Raw genomic sequence first — 18,927 nt, forward strand, 5'->3', positions numbered from 1 at the left:
GACGGTGGAACTGTGCTCAGCGCTCCACACCGGCCGGCGTCAGCGCGGCCCGATCGGCGTCGAGATTTGCCCTCAGCCGCGCAGCGTCGTCGAAGAAGACCTGCTCGTCCTGTACTGGAACCAGGCGCAAGGACGGCGGCATCAGCACGTGGCTGACATTGGGACGGCCGGAATTCGCCAGCGCCTCCGACCGCTGCACGGTCTGAACCGCGATCGCGACCACGAGCAGCAGCCCGACTACCATGCCCTTGGCGAGCATGTGGGTGCGCCCGACCTCGCGCAGATGCAGGAAGCATGTCGCCGCCAGAACGATCCACGACACGACATAGCCGTAGGTGAAGACGGCGGTCCAGGTCAGGGCGAACGAGGCAATCTGGGCGAACTCGCTGTAGATCCAGAATGCGATCAGACCCGCCTGCGCGATCAGGAGGTGGCGCAGAAAATGCGAGCGACCGGAAAACAGCCGCGCCAGCAGCGCCCAGACGCCGACCCAGGCAACGACGACCCCGATCATGGTGAGGGTCGGCACGAGATAATCGGACAGATGCGCCTCAGTGGTCTGCGCAAACCAGGTCATCAGCGCATTGATCGCGAGCAGGACGACGCCGAGCGCGATCGCCGCGATGATCGGCAGCGTCCCGCGTTCGGAGCCCGCGAGCCGCTCCGGCTCGACGGCATGGCCGGCGTCGCGGATCCGAAGCAGTGTCTGGCCGATCCGGATCGGCTTGATGCCATCGAGGACGAGCTGCGGCTTCCGGCTCTTGCTGCGATCGAGAAAGAGACCGTTGGCGCTGCCAAGGTCCTCGGCGACGAGGCGCCCTTCGCCGTTGCGGAAAATCCGCACATGGCGCGCGGCAACATAGGGATCGTCAAGGATGACGTGATTGTCATAGCCACGGCCGATGCTGATCTCGGTGGCATCGACGCGGAAGCGGCCGGCGACGTCGCGGTGTTTGGAGAGGATCTCGATCCAGATCATCGTGCGACCTGCAGGCGTTCGAGGAAGCTCTTGCCGAGGCGCAAGGCGTCGTCGTAGGCGATCGCTTGCAGGTTCAGCCGCGACACCAGCGCCTCGTCGGCGTGGTCCTGCGTGACCGCGACCAGCACGACGTCGTAGAGGCCGTCGAACTCGCGATAGCCTTGCGCGCACCACAATACGCGCAGCGGCGGATGAGCGGCCGCCGGCGCGACGCCGACGAAATCCGCATGGCAATGCTGCGGCGTGTACCATTTGCGGAACGAGCCACCCATGGTCAGCCGCGGCTGCGCCAGTTGCGTCAGCACGGTCGCGAACTGGAATTGATTGAGGTCGATCGATTTCGCGTAGGAGTGGCTGACCTCGACCACGCCGGTGTTGAGGTCGGAGGCGACATACACGCTCGCCTCGGCCTTGCAACTGGTCGAATTGATGCTGGCGCGCGGCTTCGGCGACGCGCTGGCATTCGTGCTCGCCCAGCATTCGAACCAGCCCGCGCGCGTCTCCGGCGCCTGATAGGACCCAAATACGCGGTCGCGGAAGCCCTCCTCGCCCAAGGATTTGTAGAGCGCTCCGCGCCAGCTGGTGAGCTGCGCGACCACGTCCTTGCGCAGATCGGCCGCCGCCGGCCTGGCATCCTGACCGCGCGCCAGCAGCGCGGCGGCGAAGCGCGCCGGCACCAGGAAGCTGATGAGCTGGCCGCCGCGGCGGGTGGCGACGTTGACGCCCACCACCTGGCCTTGCGCATTGACCGCCGGCCCGCCGCTCATGCCGGGATTGAGCGCGCCGGTGAAATGGATGTGATCGTTGTAGCTGTGCTCGACGAGACCGTTATAGGTGCCCTCGATGATGGTGAAGCCGAGATCGAGCGGGTTGCCGAGCGAATACAGCCGCTCGCCTTTCGGCAGGCTGCCGTCGAGCGCGGCCTTGTCGAAGGAGAAGAATGGCGCGTTCTGCTTGTCGACGCGAACGAGCGCGAGATCGTTGGGCAGGTCGACGGCGAGCAGCGTCACGCCGCCTTGTGTGCCATCGGCTCCCGTATATTCGAGCCGGTAGGTCTTCGGCTCGAGCGCGGCGTCCGACACGACGTGATAGTTCGTGACCGCGAGCCCGTCGGCGGAGACCAGGAAGCCGGAACCGGTCGAGGTCTGGCGACCGGCATCGGCCACGAGCGTGCGGATCTGAAGCAGGCGCGGCGGCGCCGAGGCATAGACGGCTTCGGCGCCCGGCAGCGCCTGCGCATTGGCATAGGACGGGACGCCCGCAACCCCAGCACTGCCAAGAGTTGCCATGATCGCGCCTCGCCACAGCAGCGCGCGCACGGCGCCAACAAACGCTGATATCAATGGTGCCCCCGCAACACGTCGTCGACTGCCGACGTCGCGCGCCCACGATCGATCAATCCGGCGGTCCGGCCAATATCGAAAACGGGCCTGCGATGCAACCAGCGCGCCGCGGCTGCGCCGGCCGGCTCAGCAATGCGGCACGTTCGGTGGACACCGCTTGCCCGGGGCCTGCGGCGGAGCAGGTCGCGGCGGTGGTGCTGCCGGTCTTGCCATCGGCGGCGGTGCGGCGGGCCGCGCCATCGCGGCCACCGGCGGCGGGCTTGGACGTGCCATCTGCGGCGGCGGGCTCGGACGCGCCATTGGCGGCGGCGGAGCCGGCCGCATCATCGGCGGCGGAGCGGGCCGGGCCATCGGGGGCGGCGCCGGCCGGGCCATTTGTGGCGGAGGAGCTGGGCGCATCACAGGCGGCGGCGCGGGCCGCGCCGGCGCCGCTCGAAGCACGGGCGCAGCCGGCGGCCGTGGCGGCGGCGGACTCGGCCGCGCAGCCGTCGGCGGCGCTGCGCGATGCTGGATCTGGTCGGGCACGGCCGGCTGCAGCCGCGGTCGCGCGTCCGGTGCGTGTGGAATGGCCGCCGGCGCAACCGGGCGAGGAGCCACCGCCGCGGGAGGCGCGGCGGGTACGCCGGGCGGCGTGCGGTTCGCCCGCATGTCCGGTCGGATCGCAGGCGTCTGCACCGCAGCGGGAAGCCCCGGCGCGCCACGTTGGCCCGGCACCGGAAGCGCATTCGCGTTTGGCGGGCCCTGCCCCGGCCGGCCGGCCTGATTTGGAAGCGCAGCCTGCGGAACGCCAGCAGGCAACGGTCCGCCCGGTCCGGCGGGTCGCGCGCCAGGATTGGCGACCGGTGCGGGCGGCGGCACCTTGCCCTGCTGGATCAGGGTCGCGCGCTGCATTACCGCGGGCGGCAATGCCGGCGCCGTCGCCACGGCCGGCTGGGTTGTCGCAGCGGGACCGGTGGACATCGGACCGGCAGGTGCGGGACGATTGATCACGGTGTTGATGACCGCGGTGTTGTGGATGTTCTGGTAGATGATGTTGTTCGGCGGCGGCGCAACGAAAGCCGGCGGCCGGACATAAACCGGGATCGGCACGAACACCGGCCGCGGCAGGATGAACAGGCCGACCGGCGCGAACGGCGGCGGCAGCTCCACGAACTCCGGCGGAGGCGGCGGCAGGATGTAGACCGGCGGCGGGGGCGGCGGCACGAAATCGAATTCGGGATCCGAGAACAGCAGCACCGGACGTTCGACATAGATCACCTCGTCGAGCGGCGGCGGCGGCACGTCATATTCGATCATCGCGAAGGTCGGCGGCGGCGCCGGCGCTGCCGACAACATCGCCAGCCGCCGCCGGGCGTCCTCGGCATGCGCGCCATAGGGATAGCGCTTCAGATAGGACCAATAGGCTTCCGGGCTGTCGGTGCGAAACGTCCGCCGCCAGGTCAGCGCCTCGCGGCGAGCGGCGACCAGGGCGCGCACGCGCCGCGCCAGCGGGTCGCTCGGATAGGCGGCGATGAAATCCTCATAGCCCTGCAGCGTGTCGCGCTCCAGCGCGGCGGCATAGGCCTCCTGCACCGGCAGTTCGCGGATCGGGCGCGAGCGCAGCGCCGCGGTCTGCTCGGGCGAATCCGGCGTGGCCGGCGCGTCCGGCGCCCGCTCGAAGAAGGAGAAGGCGGCCTGGATCTTCTGCGCATCCCACGGCACCTGCGCGCCCTTGGTCTCCTCGTTGACGCGCAGCCGCAGCCTATCGAACACCTCCGGCAGCGACAGGCCGCCGGTGCGGATCATCTCGGCGAGCGAGCGCGCGTAGATGCCATAGGCGCCGGTCTCGTTCGGCGCGATCGTGCCCGGCGCCGCATTGAAGGCGATCAGCATGTTGGCATCGGGCTCGACCAGCGCCAGGCCGCCGGCGATCGCCGGGCCGCCGGCAATGAAGGGCTGCTGACGCGCGGCATCGAGCACCACGACGCTGGCCTTCACCGGCGTCGCCGCAAGCTGGCGGATGTAGTCGCTGAGGCGCAGGCCCTCGGTCGGAATGTCGACGTCGCTGCCGATGTTGGCGTCGACGGGAAGAAAATAGTTCTCGCCGGCGAGCTGCATGCCGTAGCCGGCGAGATAGACCATCGCGACGGTGTTGGTGTCGGCTGACTGGGCCTTGTGAATGAAATCGCGAAAGCTCTTGCGCAGCGTGTCGGCATCGAGGTCGCGGGCGCCCACCACGTCGAAGCCCGCCGCCTGCAGCGTCTGCGCAATCAGGCCAGCATCGTTGGCCGCCGTGGCCAGCGGACCCTTGGCATAGGCCCCGTTGCCGATCACCAAGGCGATGCGCTTTTCGGCGCCGGGCTGCTGCGCTGCAGCAAGCCGCGGCAAGCCCGCCAAGGCGAGCAGGCAGAGCGAGACACTCAGGACGATCTTCGCGGTGATCTTGGTCAAGCGCATGGTTCAAGCCCCTTCGAGGCACCCGCCGCGGATTCAGCGGGAGAATGGCTGAACCGCGGTTGAACGGAGGCATGTCCGTACAGCCCACGCGCAGCTTTTTTGTTCCTCGTCCCCCTGTTCGACCAGCAAGATCGCCGAACGCAGCCGCTCCAGCGGAACGATCGCCTCGATTACAGCTGCTGCACGTCGACCACGCCGGTCACCGCCTTGATGGCACCTGCGATTTGTGGCGAAACCTTGAAGCGCCCCGGCAGCTTCATCTCCACCTCGGTTTCGAGGTCCAACATCATGACCAGCGACACCTCGCCTTCGCCTGCGGCGGTGCGGGGCACCAACGGCGGCGCGGCGCTCTTGGCGATGGCCCCGTTGCCATTGGCCGCGGCACCTTCCGGCCCCTGCAGGCGCTTGACGATGGAGTCGAGCGGCTTGGTGTCGCGCAGGAAGATGCGCAGGCCACGCTGCGTCTTGGCGGCGGCATCATCGAGCGGCTCGGCATGGAGCACGCGCGCGCGCACATCCTCGCCCTGCAGCTCGGCGCCGAGCTGAAGCAGCACCGCCGCGCCCGGCTCGAGCACGTCGCGATATTGTGCAAGGCCTTCGGAGAACAGCACCGCCTCGAAATGGCCTGTCGGATCCGACAGGCCCATGATGCCCATCTTGTTGCCGGTCTTGGTGCGCCGCTCCATGCGCGACACCACGGTGGCGGCGACCTTGCCCGCGGTCGCGCCGGTCTTCACCGCGCGCGAGAACTCGGCCCAGCTCTGGACGCGCAGGCGCTTCAGCGCCGCGGCGTAGTCGTCGAGCGGATGGCCCGACAGGAAGAAGCCGATCGCATCATATTCGCGCCGCAGACGCTCGGCCGGCAGCCAGTTCTCGATGTTGGGCAGGATGATCGCGGGCGCGTCGGCGGCGTTGCCGAACATGTCGTTCTGGCCCGAGGTCGCGGCCTCGTGCGCGCGCTGGCAGGCGGCGACGATGGCGTCGGCGCCGGCGAACACGCGCGCGCGGTTCTTGTCGAGCACGTCGAACGCACCGGCCGCAGCCAGCGTCTCGATGATGCGCTTGTTGATCGCGCGCGGATTGACGCGGGAGGCGAAGTCGGCGAGCGAGGTGAACGGCCCGCCCTTGTTGCGGGCCTCCACGATCATCTCGATCGCCTGCGGACCGACGCCCTTTAGGGCCGCCAGCGCGTAGAAGATGGTGTTGCCGCTGACCTCGAAGGTCGGCCCCGAGCGGTTGATCGACGGCGGCTCGACCTTGATGCCCAGGCGCTGCGCCTCGGTACGAAATTCCGAGAGCTTGTCGGTGTTGTTGAGATCGAGCGTCATCGACGCTGCGATGAACTCCACCGGATAATGCGCCTTCATGTAGGCGGTGTGGTAGGACACCAGCGCGTAGGCGGCCGCGTGCGACTTGTTGAAGCCGTAGTCGGCAAACTTGGCAAGCAGGTCGAAGATCGTGTCCGCCTGGTCCTTCGGCACGCCGTTCTGGGTGGCGCCCTCGACGAAGCGGACGCGCTGCTTGTCCATCTCGGCGCGGATCTTCTTGCCCATGGCGCGGCGCAGGAGGTCGGCTTCGCCGAGCGAATAGCCGGACATCTGCTGCGCGACCTGCATCACCTGCTCCTGGTAGATGATGACGCCGAAGGTCTCCTTCAGGATCGGCTCCAGGATCGGGTGCAGATATTCCGGCTCCTCCTCGCCGTGCTTGCGGGCGCAGTAGGTCGGGATGTTGGCCATCGGACCGGGACGATACAGCGCCACCAGCGCGATGATGTCCTCGAAGCGGTCCGGGCGCATGTCGATCAGCGCCCGCCGCATGCCCTGGCTTTCAACCTGGAACACGCCGACCACGTCGCCCCGCGCCAGCATCTGATAGCTCGGCGCGTCGTCGATCGGCAGAGTCGCGAGATCGACGTGGACGTCGCGCTGCTTCAGAAGCTTCACGGCGACGTCGAGCACGGTCAGCGTCTTCAGGCCGAGGAAGTCGAACTTGACGAGACCGGCGGGCTCGACCCACTTCATGTTGAACTGGGTGACCGGCATGTCCGATTTCGGATCGCGATACATCGGCACCAGCTCGCTCAGCGGCCGGTCGCCGATCACGATGCCGGCAGCGTGGGTCGAGGCGTGCCGCGTCAGGCCTTCGAGGCGCATCGCGATGTCGAAGGCGCGCGCCACCACCGGATCCTCGTCGCGGAACGCCTGCAGCTTCGGCTCGCCCTCGATCGCGGCGGCGAGCGTCACCGGCGCGGCCGGATTCTGCGGCACCAGCTTGGTCAGCTTGTCGACCTGGCCGTAGGGCATCTGCAGCACACGGCCGACGTCGCGCAGCACGCCGCGCGCCTGCAGGGTGCCGAAGGTGATGATCTGCGCCACCTGGTCGCGGCCGTAGCGCTGCTGGACGTAGGAGATCACCTCGCCGCGGCGGTCCTGGCAGAAGTCGATGTCGAAGTCCGGCATCGACACGCGCTCGGGATTGAGGAAGCGCTCGAACAGCAGCGCGAACCGCATCGGGTCAAGATCGGTGATGGTCAGCACCCAGGCGACCAGCGAGCCGGCGCCGGAGCCACGACCCGGCCCGACCGGAATGCCGTGTGCCTTGGCCCACTTGATGAAGTCCGACACGATCAGGAAGTAGCCCGCGTACTTCATGCGCATGATGACGTCGAGCTCGAAGGCGAGCCGCTTCTGATAGTCCTCCTCGGTCATGCCCGGCGCCATGCCGTGCACCTTGAGGCGCCGCTCCAGACCCTCCTCCGCCTGTCGCTTCAGCTCGGCGGCCTCGGCGCTGGCGGCGTCCACGGCATCGCTGCCGGTGCCGGCGCCGACCGTGAAAAACGGCAGGATCGGCTTGCGCGTCCGCGGCCGGTACGAACAGCGCTCTGCGATCTCGACCGTCGAGGCCAAGGCCTCCGGAAGGTCGGCGAACAGCACCGCCATCTCGGCGCGGGTCTTGAAGCGGTGATCCGGCGTCAGCTGCACGCGCTCGGTGTCGGCGACCAGATGGCCGCCGGCGATGCACAGCAGCGCATCATGCGCCTCGTAGTCGTCGGCGGTCGCGAAATACGGCTCGTTGGTCGCGACCAGCGGCAGGCCCTTGCCATAGGCGATATCGATCAGGCCGCCTTCGACGCGGCGCTCGCGGTCGACCCCGTGGCGCTGCAGCTCGATGTAGAGGCGGTCGCCGAACAGGCTTGCCAGCCGCTCGCAGCGCTGCGTCGCAAGTGCCGCCATGTCGTGCTGGATCGCGAGCGAGATCGGCCCATCGGGCCCGCCGGTGAGCGCAATCAGACCATCGACACCCTCGTTCAGCCACTCGAACTTGATGTGCGGCGCCTGATGCGTCGGCGTGTCCAGGAAGGCGCGCGAGTTCAGCCGCATCAGGTGGCGGTAGCCCTCCTCGCGTGCGGCCAGCAGGACGATTCGCGAGGGCTGCGCGACCGCACCGGCATTGCGGGCATTCGGGTCCATGTCGCCGAAATCGATAGCGAGCTCGCAGCCGGCGATCGGCTGGATGCCATAGCTCGCCATCTTGTCGGAGAATTCGAGCGCACCGAACATGTTGTCGGTGTCGGTCAGCGCCAGCGCGGGCTGGCGATCGGCCTTGGCGAGTTCGCCGAGCTTGCCGATCTTGATCGAGCCCTTCAGCAGCGAATAGGCGGAGTGAACGTGGAGATGGACGAATCCGGCGCTGGACATGCTCGCTTTGCAACTTCCTGGGGCTTTTCCGAGATCGATCACGGTGTCGGGCCGCCTTCCGGGCTTGCTCGGGTCACGACCCGGCGCCATGCCCTATCTCCCGACCGACTCGCTCCGCATCATATCGGACGCCCTCCGGCGAGTCCGGCGCCCTCGCCTGCCTTGTCCCCAGCCGCTGCGCTCGGAAAACTAAAGCTGTGGAATGATTTGCGCCCAGAGCGCGATCATGCCGACGAACAGCGTGATCGACGCCAGCGCGGCGGCTTCTTGAACGAAAACCTTCAGCATCGGGACCTCCCTGATTCAGAACATATGAAGAACAATGTTCCTTTTCTGTTCTCAGGTCAAGCGCGCTGATCGACCCGTTGCCGCGCCCGCGCCGCAGATGGTTAATCCGGCCCACAAACAAGAAGCCCCGGCGCGAACGCCGGGGCTTTGCAATCCGCCGATCGGGCGAGGACCGACTCAGTACCTCGTCGCGATCGGGCCGCCGAAGCGGTAGTTCAGGCGGGCGGTGAACAGATCGACGTCCTGCTTGATGCTGTCGGAGCCGAGCGCGCCGAAGCTGACGGTCTGGCGATCCATGAACAGATGGTCGTACTCGACGCCCAGCGACCAGTTCGGCGCGAAGCCGTATTCGAGGCCGGCACCGACCACGCCGCCCCAGCGCGTGTCGTCGTTGGAGGCGAGGAACGCGCCGGTCGCCGCGTTGGTGATCGTGTACTTGTTGCTGGTCACGGCCGCGCCGCCCTTGGCGTAGAGCAGCACGTTGTTGATGGCATAGCCGACCTGGCCGGTGAACAGGCCGAACGCATCGGTCTTGGTGCGGTTACGCGTTCCGAACAGCGCGCTCTGATTGTCGCCGGTGAGGTCGGCCCAATTGCCCTGCGCCTCGACGCCGAACACGATCTGGCCCATCTGCCAGCGATAGCCCACCTGGCCACCGACGGTGCCGCCGGATGCATCATGCGAACCCTCGCGGCCGCCGCCGACCAGATCCCAGGTGTTCTCGCTCCAGCCGCCGCCACCGTTCACGCCGATGTAGAAGCCGCTCCAGTCATAGATCGCAGCCATCACCGGCGGCGGTGCCTTCGTGTAGGGACGCGCAGCGAGATCCGCGGCAAGCGCCGGCGAGGCCAGCACCACGAGCGCCGTCGTCGTCAACAGAAGTTTCTTCATCACAGGTCCAGTCTCGTCTCATTTGGCCCCCAGGCCAGCCGCATCTCTTAACGATCTGCGCCACAATTGCTGTAGCCGCTCGGTCACAGCTCGCTGCTGAAAGGCCACGAGACATGTTGGGAAATTAATCTTTAATCACAGTGTGTTGATGGAACTTTCCAGCTTGCAATCGAGGGCCGACCGACTACACACGCGTGAGGCCGTCGCGCCGGTGCTTCGCCATGAAGCGCGCGCGTTCTGGTCATCAAGGGATGAAGGGAGATCGTTGATGCGTGAGGTTTTATTTGCGGCCCTGGCTGCAGCCGGCCTCGTGGTCGCAACCCATGCGCCGGCTCACGCCGTCGGTGTCAGGCATGCGTTCTGTCTGCAGGGTGATGAGTTTCCGGGCTTGAGCCACTGCACCTTCGACACTTACGCGCAATGCCAGGCGACGGCGTCGGGACGCCTGCTCAACTGCATCGCGAATCCCTATTTCGCCGGCGTCAGCAATGACCCGCGCGCGACGCCTTATCCGTATCCGCACAGGCAACGGATCAAGCCGCGTCCGCCGGCGCCAAATCCCTACGCGCCGTTCCCCAACCCATTCGTGTTCGAAGAGGACTGACCCGTCCCCGCCTTCGACGCAGCGAGCTGTCGTCTCAGGCCATACCATCGAAGGTTCGTCGAAGCCGTGGCTCCGACGAACCGAAGCAATCGAAGATGTCGTTGCGTCAGCGCATCATCCCGAAACCCGGACCGAACTTGTAGTTCAGCTTCACGAGCCCGATGTCGACATCCTGCTTGATGCGATGAGTCATCGCGGGCGCGCCGGCCGCGGCGACGAAGTTCAGGTTCTTGTTGCCCAGGAAGATGTGGTCGTACTCGACGCCGACCGACCAGTTCGGCGCAAAGCCATATTCGAGGCCGGCACCGATCGTGCCACCCCAACGCGTGGTGTTGGCGCGATCCAGCATCACGTTGGTGCCCGTGGTGAAGGTGTCGTAGCGATCGCCGACGACCGCGGCACCGCCCTTGATATAGCCGAGAATGTTGTCGAAGGCATAGCCGACCTGGCCGGTGAACAGGCCGAAGCCGTTGGTGCGTGAACGGTCGCTGACATTGGGAAGAATCAGGTTGCGATTCGTGCCCTTGAAGTTGGCCCAGTCGCCCTGCGCCTCGACGCCGAACACCCAATTGGCCATCTGATAGCGGTAGCCGACCTGGCCGCCGACGGCCGCGCCGCCGCCGCCGGAGCAGCCTTCGCGGTTGGCTGCCGGGTTCACCGCCACACCGGCGTTCGAAACCAGATTCCAGCAATCCCGACTGGAACCTCCGCCGGCGTTGAAGCCGACATAGAAGCCGCTCCAGTCATACACCGTCGCCACGACGGCGGGCGGCGCCTTGGTGTACGGCCCCTTCTTCATTGGAAGATCAGCTGCGAATGCAGACGTCGCCGCGGCGATTGCGCCGAGCCCCACCGTTGCGCCGAAAAGCGTCTTCATCATCGAACTCCGTAGCTTCTGTCCCAAAGTCCCCAGGCCCTCTGGTTTCGTGCGAAAAACATGCAGCGCGACGAAGCGATCCTGCACCCGCATTCGCTCCGCCGACATCAACCGATGTGCAGATCAGAACCATTCTTTCCGGCTTTTATGGGATTGGGCGCAAAGGCCTGTTTTCCAAGGCTTTGCCCGCAACATGAACAAACAACTAATAAGATGTAAGGAGGAGTCGTGGCCGGCGTCCATCCATGGCCACAATACGCGCGACGGCAAAATCGTGATCGGGAAACTCCCGGTCACGGAACGAACCCTGTCACGTCTCAGTCGTGAATTCTTCAGGGCAGCACGACGAGTCTTGCGAATGCGTAGCATCATCATGCGCAAAGCGGACGAATGTGTGGTGCTTCCCGGCCCATGCTGAACGCACGCTCGTCCGGAGCGGCGTTGTCATCACGTGTAGTAGATCGCCAATTTCAGCGCGGGATCGTCATTGGACTGGAACGTCGCGTAGCGCAGCCTCACGCGGCCCTTCTTCGGATGCTCGAGCAGCTTCTCGCCGGCAGCAAGCGCATTGACGTCGTGCGCCGCCCACAAGCCGTCGAACTCGCGGCTGCCGCGCCGTAGCCGCACGATCAGATCGACGAAGGCGGGATCGCCCGCCCAAAGATCGTAGGTCGCGCGAAACTGCGCGACCATGCGTTGCGCCAGCTCCTTCCATTGCGCGCCGAACAGCCGGCGCACGCCGGGCTTGCACAGCATCAGCACCAACGTGTTGCGCTCATCGTCGGCGAGTTGCGAGAAGCCGAAGATCTCGTCCGCCGCGGCATTCCAGGCCAGCACATCCCATCGTCGTCCTGAGATGTAGGCCGGCTGGTTCAGACTCTGCACGAGCTCGCGCAGCCGGACCGGCACTTGCTCGCGCACGAACGGCTTGCGCGCAGGATCGCGCACCAGCGCCTTGAGATGAGCATGCTCGGTTCGGCTCAGGCGCAGGGCGCGCGCCAGCGCATCGATGGTCGAGGAGGACGGCTTCACGGCTCGGCCCTGCTCGATTCGGATGTACCAGTCGACGCCGATGCCAGCGAGCTCGGCCACTTCCTCCCGTCGCAGCCCTGCGGTGCGTCGCCGCCGCCCGGCCGCGAGTCCGACCGCTTGCGGCGTCAGCTTCTCGCGCCGCGAGCGCAGGAAGTTGCCGAGCTCGGCATGTCGCGGATCACTCATGTGCTGGATCCCTCATGGTTCGCTCCCGCGGGAGGTGTGGCCAGCGTGGGCTTGCCTAATCCCAGGATAATACCAGGCCTTCCTGCGCGGAGCATAGACCGGCAGGCTGGAGCCTCGCCACCGCGAAAATGGAGAAGGACCATGAAGGCCGCCGTGCTCAAACGATTTGGATCGCCGCTCGAGATCGAGCATGTCGAAGACCCCGTGCTCGGCACCGGCGAAATCATCGTCGACATCGCCGCGGCCGGCGTGCTGTCCTATGCGAATGAAGTGTTCAGCGGCGAACGAAAGTACCTGCTGGACCTGCCGGTGATCCCCGGCACCGGAGGGGTCGGCCGGGTCAGCGCCCTCGGCCCCGACGCGACGCATCTCGCCATCGGCGACTGGGTGTTCTGCGATCCAACCGTGCGCTCGCGTGACGCAGCCTTCGCCCCCGACATCACCCTGCAGGGCTTGAGCGCGCGCGGACCGGGCGGGCTGAGGCTGCAACAATATTTCCGGCACGGCTCGTTTGCCGAACGGATGCGCGTGCCGACGGAGAACGCCAAGCCGATCGGGGCCATCGACACTGATGACGCTGCGCGCTGGTGCGCGCTCGGCACCCTGCTCGTGCCCTATGGCGGCTTTATTGCCGCCAATCTGCACGCGGGCGAGACCGTCCTGGTCAGCGGCGCCACCGGCAGGTTCGGCAGCGCCGCGGTCGCGGTGGCGCTTGCCATGGGCGCCGCTGCGGTCGTGGCGCCCGGCCGCAACGAGGTCATGCTGGCGGAGCTGAAGCGCCGGTTCGGATCCCGCGTCCATCCGGTCAGGCTCTCGGGCGACGAGGGCGAGGACATCGCACGCATGAAGCGCGCGGCGCCGCGCCCGATCGACTGCGTGCTCGACATCATGCCGCCGTCGGTCACCGCCCAGGTCGTGCGGTCGGCCGTGATGACCGTGCGTCCCTATGGGCGCGTGGTGCTGATGGGCGGCGTCGGGATGCTGGGCGGAGCCGGGCTCGAGCTGCCCTATCCCTGGATCATGCGCGAGTGCGTCACGATCCACGGCGTCTGGATGTACCCGCCAAGCGCGACGGTCAGGATGGTGGAGCTGATCAGGGCCGGGCTGCTCGACCTTGCGCAGTTCGAGCCGACCTGTTTCGACCTCGATCATGCCAACGACGCGGTCGCCCATGCCGCCGCCCATCGCGAGCCGTTCAAGATGACGGTGATCAGGCCCTGACTGCGGCCGGACTCAGTCGAGCTCGACGACCTTGCCGCCGACGATGGAGACGCGCCGGTCCATGCGGCCCGCCAGCTCCATGTTGTGGGTCGCGATCAGCATCGCGACCCGCGTTGCCTTCACGAGCTGCATCAGCGCGTGAAAGACGTGATCGGCGGTGCCAGGATCGAGATTGCCGGTCGGCTCGTCCGCCAGCAGCGCACGCGGCGCATTGGCGACCGCACGCGCGATCGCGACGCGTTGCTGCTCGCCGCCGGAGAGCTCGGCCGGACGGTGCTTGATGCGCTCGCCGAGCCCGAGATAGGCCAGGATCTCGGTCGCCCGCTTCACGGTCTCCGACCGCTTGAGGCCGCGGATCATCTGCGGCAGCATCACGTTCTCCAGCGCCGTGAACTCCGGCAGCAGCCGGTGCGACTGGTAGACGAAACCGATATCGGTCCTGCGCATCTGGGTGCGCTCGATGTCAGTGAGCTGCGACGTCGGCACGCCCCCGACATAGACCTCGCCCTCGTCGGGGCTCTCGAGGAGGCCCGCGATGTGCAGCAATGTCGACTTGCCCGAGCCCGACGGCGCCACCAGCGCCACCGACTGCCCCGCCCACAACGCCAGCTTGGCGCCGTCCAGGATGGTCAGCTGCTGCTCGCCCTGCATGTACCGCCGCTTGATCTCGTGGAGATAAACGACCGGCACATCCTCTGCCCCCTGCTCTTCCATCAGCGCCTCACTCGTAGCGAAGCGCTTCGACCGGGTCTAATCGGGCCGCGCGCCATGATGGATAGAGCGTAGCCAGGAAAGACAGGGTCAAGGCCATGATCAGAACGGCCGCGGTCTCGCCGGCATCGATCTCAGCCGGCAGCTTCGACAGGAAATAGAGCTCATTGGGAAACAGATCGGTGCTCGTCAGCCAGGACAGAAACTTCCTGATCGAATCGATATTCATCGAGATCAGGAGGCCGACGACGAATCCGGTGAGCGTGCCGACCACCCCGATCGAGGCGCCGGTGATCAGGAATATCCGCATGATCGCCCCCTGCGAAGCCCCCATGGTGCGCAGCACGGCGATGTCCTGGCCCTTGTCCTTGACCAGCATGATCAGTCCCGAAACGATGTTGAGCGCCGCGACCAGGACGATCAAGGTCAGGATCAGGAACATCACGTTACGCTCGACCTGCAGCGCATTGAAGAAGGTCGAGTTGCGCTGGCGCCAGTCGACGAGAAAGATGGGTCGGCCGGCCGCCTCGGTCACCGTCTTGCGAAACTCCTCCACCTTGTCGGGATTGCTGGTGAAGATCTCGATCGCGGTGACGTCGTTGTTGCGATTGAAATAGGCCTGCGCTTCGGCCAGCGGCATGAAGACGAAGCTGGCGTCGTATTCCGACATCCCGATCTCGAACACCGCCGCGATCTTGTAGGGCTTGATGCGCGGCGTGGTGCCCATCGGCGTCACGGCGCCCTTCGGGGCGACCAGGGTGATGCTGTCGCCGGCATGCAGCGACAGCTGGTCCGCGAGCCGGCGCCCGATCGCCACGCCCTGCCCCTCGTCGAAACCTTCCAGCGAGCCCTGCTTGATGTTCTTGGCGATCGACGTCAGGTTCGTGAGGTCCTGCGCGCGAATGCCGCGGATGAACACGCCTGACGCATTGAATGGCGACGAGCCCAGACCCTGTCCGTCAACCACCGGCGCGGCAAGGCGGATGCCCTGCACCTGCGCGATCCGCTCGGAGACGTCCTTCCAGTCGGTGAGCGGCGACTCCAGCGGCTGCACCAGCAAATGCCCGTTCAGACCGAGGATCTTGTCGAGCAGCTCCTTGCGGAAGCCGTTCATCACCGCCATCACGATGATCAGGGTGGCGACGCCCAGCATGATGCCGAGGAAGGAGAACCCCGCGATGACGGAGATGAACCCTTCCCTGCGGCGCGCACGCAGATAGCGCCCCGACAGCATCCACTCGAAGGGAGCGAAGGGGGTGGTGGTCTGCACCGGTTCGGTCATGGCGTCATCCATTGTGCGATCATCCCATGATTCGGGCCGAATGTGGCCGGATTGGCCTGAAGGGACGGGCAGCCCCGGTGGATAATCCGATGATCGAACGCGCGTCTCAGCCAGCCAATGTTCCGCCGCCGAGCCGTGCCACGACGTCCGCGGGGGACATCATCTGGCGGGCGCCGTCGCTGCGGGTCTTCACCTCGACCTTGCCCTCGGCAAGGCCCTTGGGGCCGACCATGATCTGCCAGGGGATGCCGATGAGGTCGGCCGTGGCAAACTTGCCGCCGGCACGCTGCTCGGTGTCGTCGTAGAGCACGTCGACCCCCTTGGCGAGGAGATCGCGATAGAGCTGCTCGCAGGCAGCATCGGTGTCGGAGCCGCCCTGCTTCAGGTTGAGGATCACGGCGCGGAACGGAGCGACCTCCTCCGGCCATCTGATGCCGGCGTCGTCGTGACAGGCCTCGATGATCGCACCAGCCAGCCGTGACACGCCGACGCCATAGGAGCCGCCGTGGATGGCCAGCTCCGCCCCATCGGGGCCCGCGACCAGCGCCTTCATCGGCTCCGAATATTTGGTGCCGAAATAGAAGATCTGGCCGACCTCGATGCCGCGGGTATGGACCCGCCGCTCAGCGGGCACCTCGGCTTCGAACCGGGCGGCGTCGTGGACGTCCTCGGTCGCCGCATAGAGCGAGGTCCATTGCTTGATGATCGGGGTCAGGTCGCCGTCATAGTCGACGGAGGCCGGAGGGATCGGCAGGTCGAGCACATTGCGGTCGCAGTAGACGCCGGATTCACCGGTCTCCGCGAGCACTATGAACTCATGGCTGAGATCGCCCCCGATCGGACCGGTCTCGGCGCGCATCGGGATGCCCTTCAGGCCCATCCGCGCAAAGGTGCGCAGATAGGCGACGAACATCTTGTTGTAGGCGCGCCGCGCGCCGGCCTCGTCGAGGTCGAACGAATAGGCGTCCTTCATCAGGAATTCGCGGCCGCGCATCACGCCGAAGCGGGGACGCTGCTCGTCGCGGAATTTCCATTGGATATGATAGAGATTGAGCGGCAGGTTACGGTAGGACTTCACATAGGCACGGAAGATCTCCGTGATCATTTCCTCGTTGGTCGGCCCGTACAGCAACTCACGCTTGTGGCGGTCGCTGATGCGCAGCATCTCCGGACCGTAGGCATCGTAGCGGCCACTCTCGCGCCAGAGATCGGCGAGTTGCAATGTCGGCATCAGCAGTTCCAGCGCGCCGGCGCGGTTCTGCTCCTCGCGCACGATCTGCTCGATCTTCTTCAGCACCTTGAAGCCCAGCGGCAGCCAGGCATAGATCCCGGCCGCCTCCTGCCGCAGCATGCCGGCGCGCAGCATCAACCGGTGCGAGACGATCTCGGCTTCCTTCGGATTTTCTTTCAGAATGGGCAGGAAAAACCGCGACAGACGCATGGGCGAGGCCTTCGAGATTCGGTTCGGGCTGGCGCAGTCAAACCGGATCAGGCGGCAAAACACAAGGCTGGGTTTGAGAAAAAGCGGCTAAGCCGCCGGATTCCCAGTCAATTTACCGGTTTCCCTGAAGTGGAGGATGAACCCCGCCGCGGCGCCATCTCAAGGCTGGCCGCGGCGCGGCCAGCCTTGATCCCCTCGCCCGGACCGTCCTAGCGCGACCGTCCCTGCTCCGAGGACCATTTGCCGAGATCGCTGATCTCGGCGCTGCCTTCGATGGTCGAGACGACGCCCTCGCGGGTCACGAGCATCGTGCGCGGAATGTCGCCCTGCCAGGACGGATCGATCTCGAACCGGAGGCGCTCCACATAGCCGTCGGCGAAAACGAAGTTCTCCGCCGTGGAAAGACCGGCCTTGTCCAGCATGGCCTGGGTCGCGGCATTCAGATTGGGCACGAGGTCGGCGCTGACGGTGACCACGTCGATCTCGGGATGATCGGACATGAACTTGCCGAGCTGCGGCAGCTCGATCTTGCAGGGGCCGCAGGTGACGCCCCAGAAATGGATCAGGGTCGGACGACCCGCATGGGCCCGCAGCACCTCGTGCCAGGTGCCGCGCTCGAACGGTTTCAGCGATGATGGAGCTGCAGTGCTCGACGCGGTCAAGGCGACGAGGCCAAAGATCGCAAGGGCTGCGAATGCGCGTTTCATGACTTATCTCCAATCGGCTGCAACCGATAGCCGTCCGACTTGGTCATCCAGGACAGGAAGATCTGCCTGCCACGGGCGACCAGCAGCGGGTGATCCGACGCATTGTCCGTGCTGGCAACGGCGCGCGGCTTCGACCACGTCTCGCCATCGTCCCGCGATTGCATTCCCATCACCGTGGTCCGCTCGCCGTCGAACTCCTTCCACACCAGCGTTGTGCTGTCCTGGGTCGCGAGCACATAGGGCCGCGTGGGATTGCGATCGGCCTGACCGATCGACATGGGCTCCGAGAACGTTCGGCCACCGTCGCGCGAATGCGCATAGAACAGCCCCTTGCGAGCCTTGCCGTTGGTGAACCAGGCGACGTGATAGGTGCCGGTCGGCGCCACGGCCAGGCTCGGCCCTTGATGCGGGCAGGCCTTGATCTGCCAATCGTCGGTGCTGACCCGGTAGACCTCGCCGGGCGTGCCGAGATCACTGAACGTGATCACGGCATGGTCGCGCACGCTGCCATCAAAAATGTTGCGGAACATCACGACCGGACGACCCGGCCCCGCGAACGCAAGCCCGAGCCGGCAACATTCGCAGGTGTTGTCCTGGGCGAGCGTCGCTTCGGCGTAGGTGGCACCGCCATCGCGCGACGACGAGAAGAACAGCCCTGCGCCCTCATAGGAACGCCCGGCGGCCTTCGCCGGCGCCCGGTTGCGCTTGTCGAGCCAGGCCACGAAGACGGTGCCATCCTGGTCCAAAGCCAGCGCCTCGAAGCGCTGGCTTTCGTTGCTGGCCGTGATCGGGCGAACCGCTGCGAAGCTTTTGCCACCGTCCTCCGACCTGGAGTACAGCACCTGCCCGTTGAAGGCTTGGTCGCGGAAAATCGAGAACGCAACCGCAACCGCGCCCTTGCCATCGACCACCAGCTTCGGCCGAGCATCGGGCCCCCAGTCGAGGTTGAGCTGCTGCTCGGTGACCGGCACGGTGGCGGAATACGTTTTCCCGCCGTCGGACGAGCTCGCAACCGAGATCCGTCCTCCGGCCATCCAAACGAGCCAGAGCTTGCCGTCGCCAGCGAAGAACGGCGTCACCTTGGTTGCGCATCGGAGCTCAGTGCCCTCGCATGCAGCGTCAGATCCGTGCTGGTGCGCCATCTGGGCTCGAGCGGTGAGCGGACAGAGCAAGGCAATCGCCAGTCCAACGAGGCCGCTTCGAAGTCGTGACGTCCTTGTCATTTCGG

At 66.3% G+C, this 18,927-nt stretch carries 14 protein-coding genes; 2 read left to right on the forward strand and 12 right to left on the reverse strand.

Features of this window, described 5'->3' with window-relative positions:
• Positions 1–16 precede the first annotated feature (16 nt).
• The 5 genes from QW868_RS01545 to QW868_RS01565 all read right to left on the reverse strand — a co-directional run bounded on the left by QW868_RS01545 (position 17) and on the right by QW868_RS01565 (position 9,638).
• Positions 17–979: an FHA domain-containing protein gene (locus QW868_RS01545; protein ID WP_316229770.1), complete on the reverse strand. Its 963-nt coding sequence runs from the start codon at positions 977–979 to the stop codon at positions 17–19.
• Complete coding sequence (locus tag QW868_RS01550; protein ID WP_315738238.1) at positions 976–2,268, reverse strand: serine protease; 1,293 nt, start codon at positions 2,266–2,268, stop codon at positions 976–978. The genes QW868_RS01545 and QW868_RS01550 overlap by 4 nt, the downstream gene beginning before the upstream one ends.
• Before the next feature lie 180 nt (positions 2,269–2,448).
• Positions 2,449–4,758, reverse strand: coding sequence for a caspase domain-containing protein (locus tag QW868_RS01555; protein WP_315810874.1), 2,310 nt, complete (start codon positions 4,756–4,758; stop codon positions 2,449–2,451).
• 170 nt (positions 4,759–4,928) lie between these two features.
• On the reverse strand, positions 4,929–8,459 hold the full coding sequence (gene dnaE / locus QW868_RS01560; protein ID WP_315770844.1) for a DNA polymerase III subunit alpha: 3,531 nt from the start codon (positions 8,457–8,459) through the stop codon (positions 4,929–4,931).
• A gap of 465 nt (positions 8,460–8,924) precedes the next feature.
• Positions 8,925–9,638 carry an outer membrane protein gene (locus QW868_RS01565; RefSeq protein ID WP_315756737.1) on the reverse strand — a complete coding sequence of 238 codons (714 nt, stop codon included), beginning with the start codon at positions 9,636–9,638 and terminating at the stop codon, positions 8,925–8,927.
• A gap of 268 nt (positions 9,639–9,906) precedes the next feature.
• Between QW868_RS01565 and QW868_RS01570 the strand changes: the two genes are divergently transcribed.
• Positions 9,907–10,242 carry a DUF3551 domain-containing protein gene (locus QW868_RS01570; RefSeq protein ID WP_315738242.1) on the forward strand — a complete coding sequence of 112 codons (336 nt, stop codon included), beginning with the start codon at positions 9,907–9,909 and terminating at the stop codon, positions 10,240–10,242.
• Positions 10,243–10,348: 106 nt separating this feature from the next.
• Here QW868_RS01570 and QW868_RS01575 read toward each other — a convergent pair whose 3' ends face one another.
• Both QW868_RS01575 and QW868_RS01580 read right to left on the reverse strand, forming a co-directional pair.
• Positions 10,349–11,122, reverse strand: coding sequence for an outer membrane protein (locus QW868_RS01575; protein ID WP_315711586.1), 774 nt, complete (start codon positions 11,120–11,122; stop codon positions 10,349–10,351).
• A gap of 444 nt (positions 11,123–11,566) precedes the next feature.
• On the reverse strand, positions 11,567–12,337 hold the full coding sequence (locus QW868_RS01580; protein ID WP_316229771.1) for a helix-turn-helix transcriptional regulator: 771 nt from the start codon (positions 12,335–12,337) through the stop codon (positions 11,567–11,569).
• Positions 12,338–12,478: 141 nt separating this feature from the next.
• Between QW868_RS01580 and QW868_RS01585 the strand changes: the two genes are divergently transcribed.
• On the forward strand, positions 12,479–13,558 hold the full coding sequence (locus tag QW868_RS01585) for a zinc-binding alcohol dehydrogenase family protein (RefSeq protein WP_315780223.1): 1,080 nt from the start codon (positions 12,479–12,481) through the stop codon (positions 13,556–13,558).
• A gap of 12 nt (positions 13,559–13,570) precedes the next feature.
• On the opposite strand, the gene QW868_RS01590 is transcribed toward QW868_RS01585, so the two are convergent.
• The 5 genes from QW868_RS01590 to QW868_RS01610 form a co-directional block, all read right to left on the reverse strand.
• Complete coding sequence (locus QW868_RS01590) at positions 13,571–14,272, reverse strand: ABC transporter ATP-binding protein (protein WP_315738246.1); 702 nt, start codon at positions 14,270–14,272, stop codon at positions 13,571–13,573.
• A 7-nt stretch (positions 14,273–14,279) separates the two neighbouring features.
• Positions 14,280–15,563 carry a lipoprotein-releasing ABC transporter permease subunit gene (locus QW868_RS01595; protein ID WP_315711581.1) on the reverse strand — a complete coding sequence of 428 codons (1,284 nt, stop codon included), beginning with the start codon at positions 15,561–15,563 and terminating at the stop codon, positions 14,280–14,282.
• Between the two features lie 94 nt (positions 15,564–15,657).
• A complete protein-coding gene (gene proS, locus QW868_RS01600; RefSeq protein ID WP_316229772.1) occupies positions 15,658–16,992 on the reverse strand; it encodes a proline--tRNA ligase in 1,335 nt (444 codons plus the stop codon).
• A 209-nt stretch (positions 16,993–17,201) separates the two neighbouring features.
• On the reverse strand, positions 17,202–17,699 hold the full coding sequence (locus QW868_RS01605; protein WP_316229773.1) for a TlpA disulfide reductase family protein: 498 nt from the start codon (positions 17,697–17,699) through the stop codon (positions 17,202–17,204).
• A complete protein-coding gene (locus QW868_RS01610) occupies positions 17,696–18,922 on the reverse strand; it encodes a sialidase family protein (RefSeq protein WP_316229774.1) in 1,227 nt (408 codons plus the stop codon). Before QW868_RS01610 ends, QW868_RS01605 begins: the two co-directional genes overlap by 4 nt.
• Positions 18,923–18,927 lie beyond the last annotated feature (5 nt).

The sequence above is a fragment of the Bradyrhizobium sp. SZCCHNR1051 genome (genome assembly GCF_032489615.1).
Lineage (GTDB): Bacteria > Pseudomonadota > Alphaproteobacteria > Rhizobiales > Xanthobacteraceae > Bradyrhizobium.

Excerpts from the sequence above, each read along its gene's own strand:
- QW868_RS01545 (WP_316229770.1), bottom strand. The coding sequence starts at position 979 with ATGATCTGGATCGAGATCCTCTCCAAACACCGCGACGTCGCCGGCCGC.
- QW868_RS01550 (WP_315738238.1), bottom strand. The coding sequence starts at position 2,268 with ATGGCAACTCTTGGCAGTGCTGGGGTTGCGGGCGTCCCGTCCTATGCC.
- QW868_RS01555 (WP_315810874.1), bottom strand. The coding sequence starts at position 4,758 with ATGCGCTTGACCAAGATCACCGCGAAGATCGTCCTGAGTGTCTCGCTC.
- dnaE (WP_315770844.1), bottom strand. The coding sequence starts at position 8,459 with ATGTCCAGCGCCGGATTCGTCCATCTCCACGTTCACTCCGCCTATTCG.
- QW868_RS01565 (WP_315756737.1), bottom strand. The coding sequence starts at position 9,638 with ATGAAGAAACTTCTGTTGACGACGACGGCGCTCGTGGTGCTGGCCTCG.
- QW868_RS01570 (WP_315738242.1), top strand. The coding sequence starts at position 9,907 with ATGCGTGAGGTTTTATTTGCGGCCCTGGCTGCAGCCGGCCTCGTGGTC.
- QW868_RS01575 (WP_315711586.1), bottom strand. The coding sequence starts at position 11,122 with ATGATGAAGACGCTTTTCGGCGCAACGGTGGGGCTCGGCGCAATCGCC.
- QW868_RS01580 (WP_316229771.1), bottom strand. The coding sequence starts at position 12,337 with ATGAGTGATCCGCGACATGCCGAGCTCGGCAACTTCCTGCGCTCGCGG.
- QW868_RS01585 (WP_315780223.1), top strand. The coding sequence starts at position 12,479 with ATGAAGGCCGCCGTGCTCAAACGATTTGGATCGCCGCTCGAGATCGAG.
- QW868_RS01590 (WP_315738246.1), bottom strand. The coding sequence starts at position 14,272 with ATGGAAGAGCAGGGGGCAGAGGATGTGCCGGTCGTTTATCTCCACGAG.
- QW868_RS01595 (WP_315711581.1), bottom strand. The coding sequence starts at position 15,563 with ATGGATGACGCCATGACCGAACCGGTGCAGACCACCACCCCCTTCGCT.
- proS (WP_316229772.1), bottom strand. The coding sequence starts at position 16,992 with ATGCGTCTGTCGCGGTTTTTCCTGCCCATTCTGAAAGAAAATCCGAAG.
- QW868_RS01605 (WP_316229773.1), bottom strand. The coding sequence starts at position 17,699 with ATGAAACGCGCATTCGCAGCCCTTGCGATCTTTGGCCTCGTCGCCTTG.
- QW868_RS01610 (WP_316229774.1), bottom strand. The coding sequence starts at position 18,922 with ATGACAAGGACGTCACGACTTCGAAGCGGCCTCGTTGGACTGGCGATT.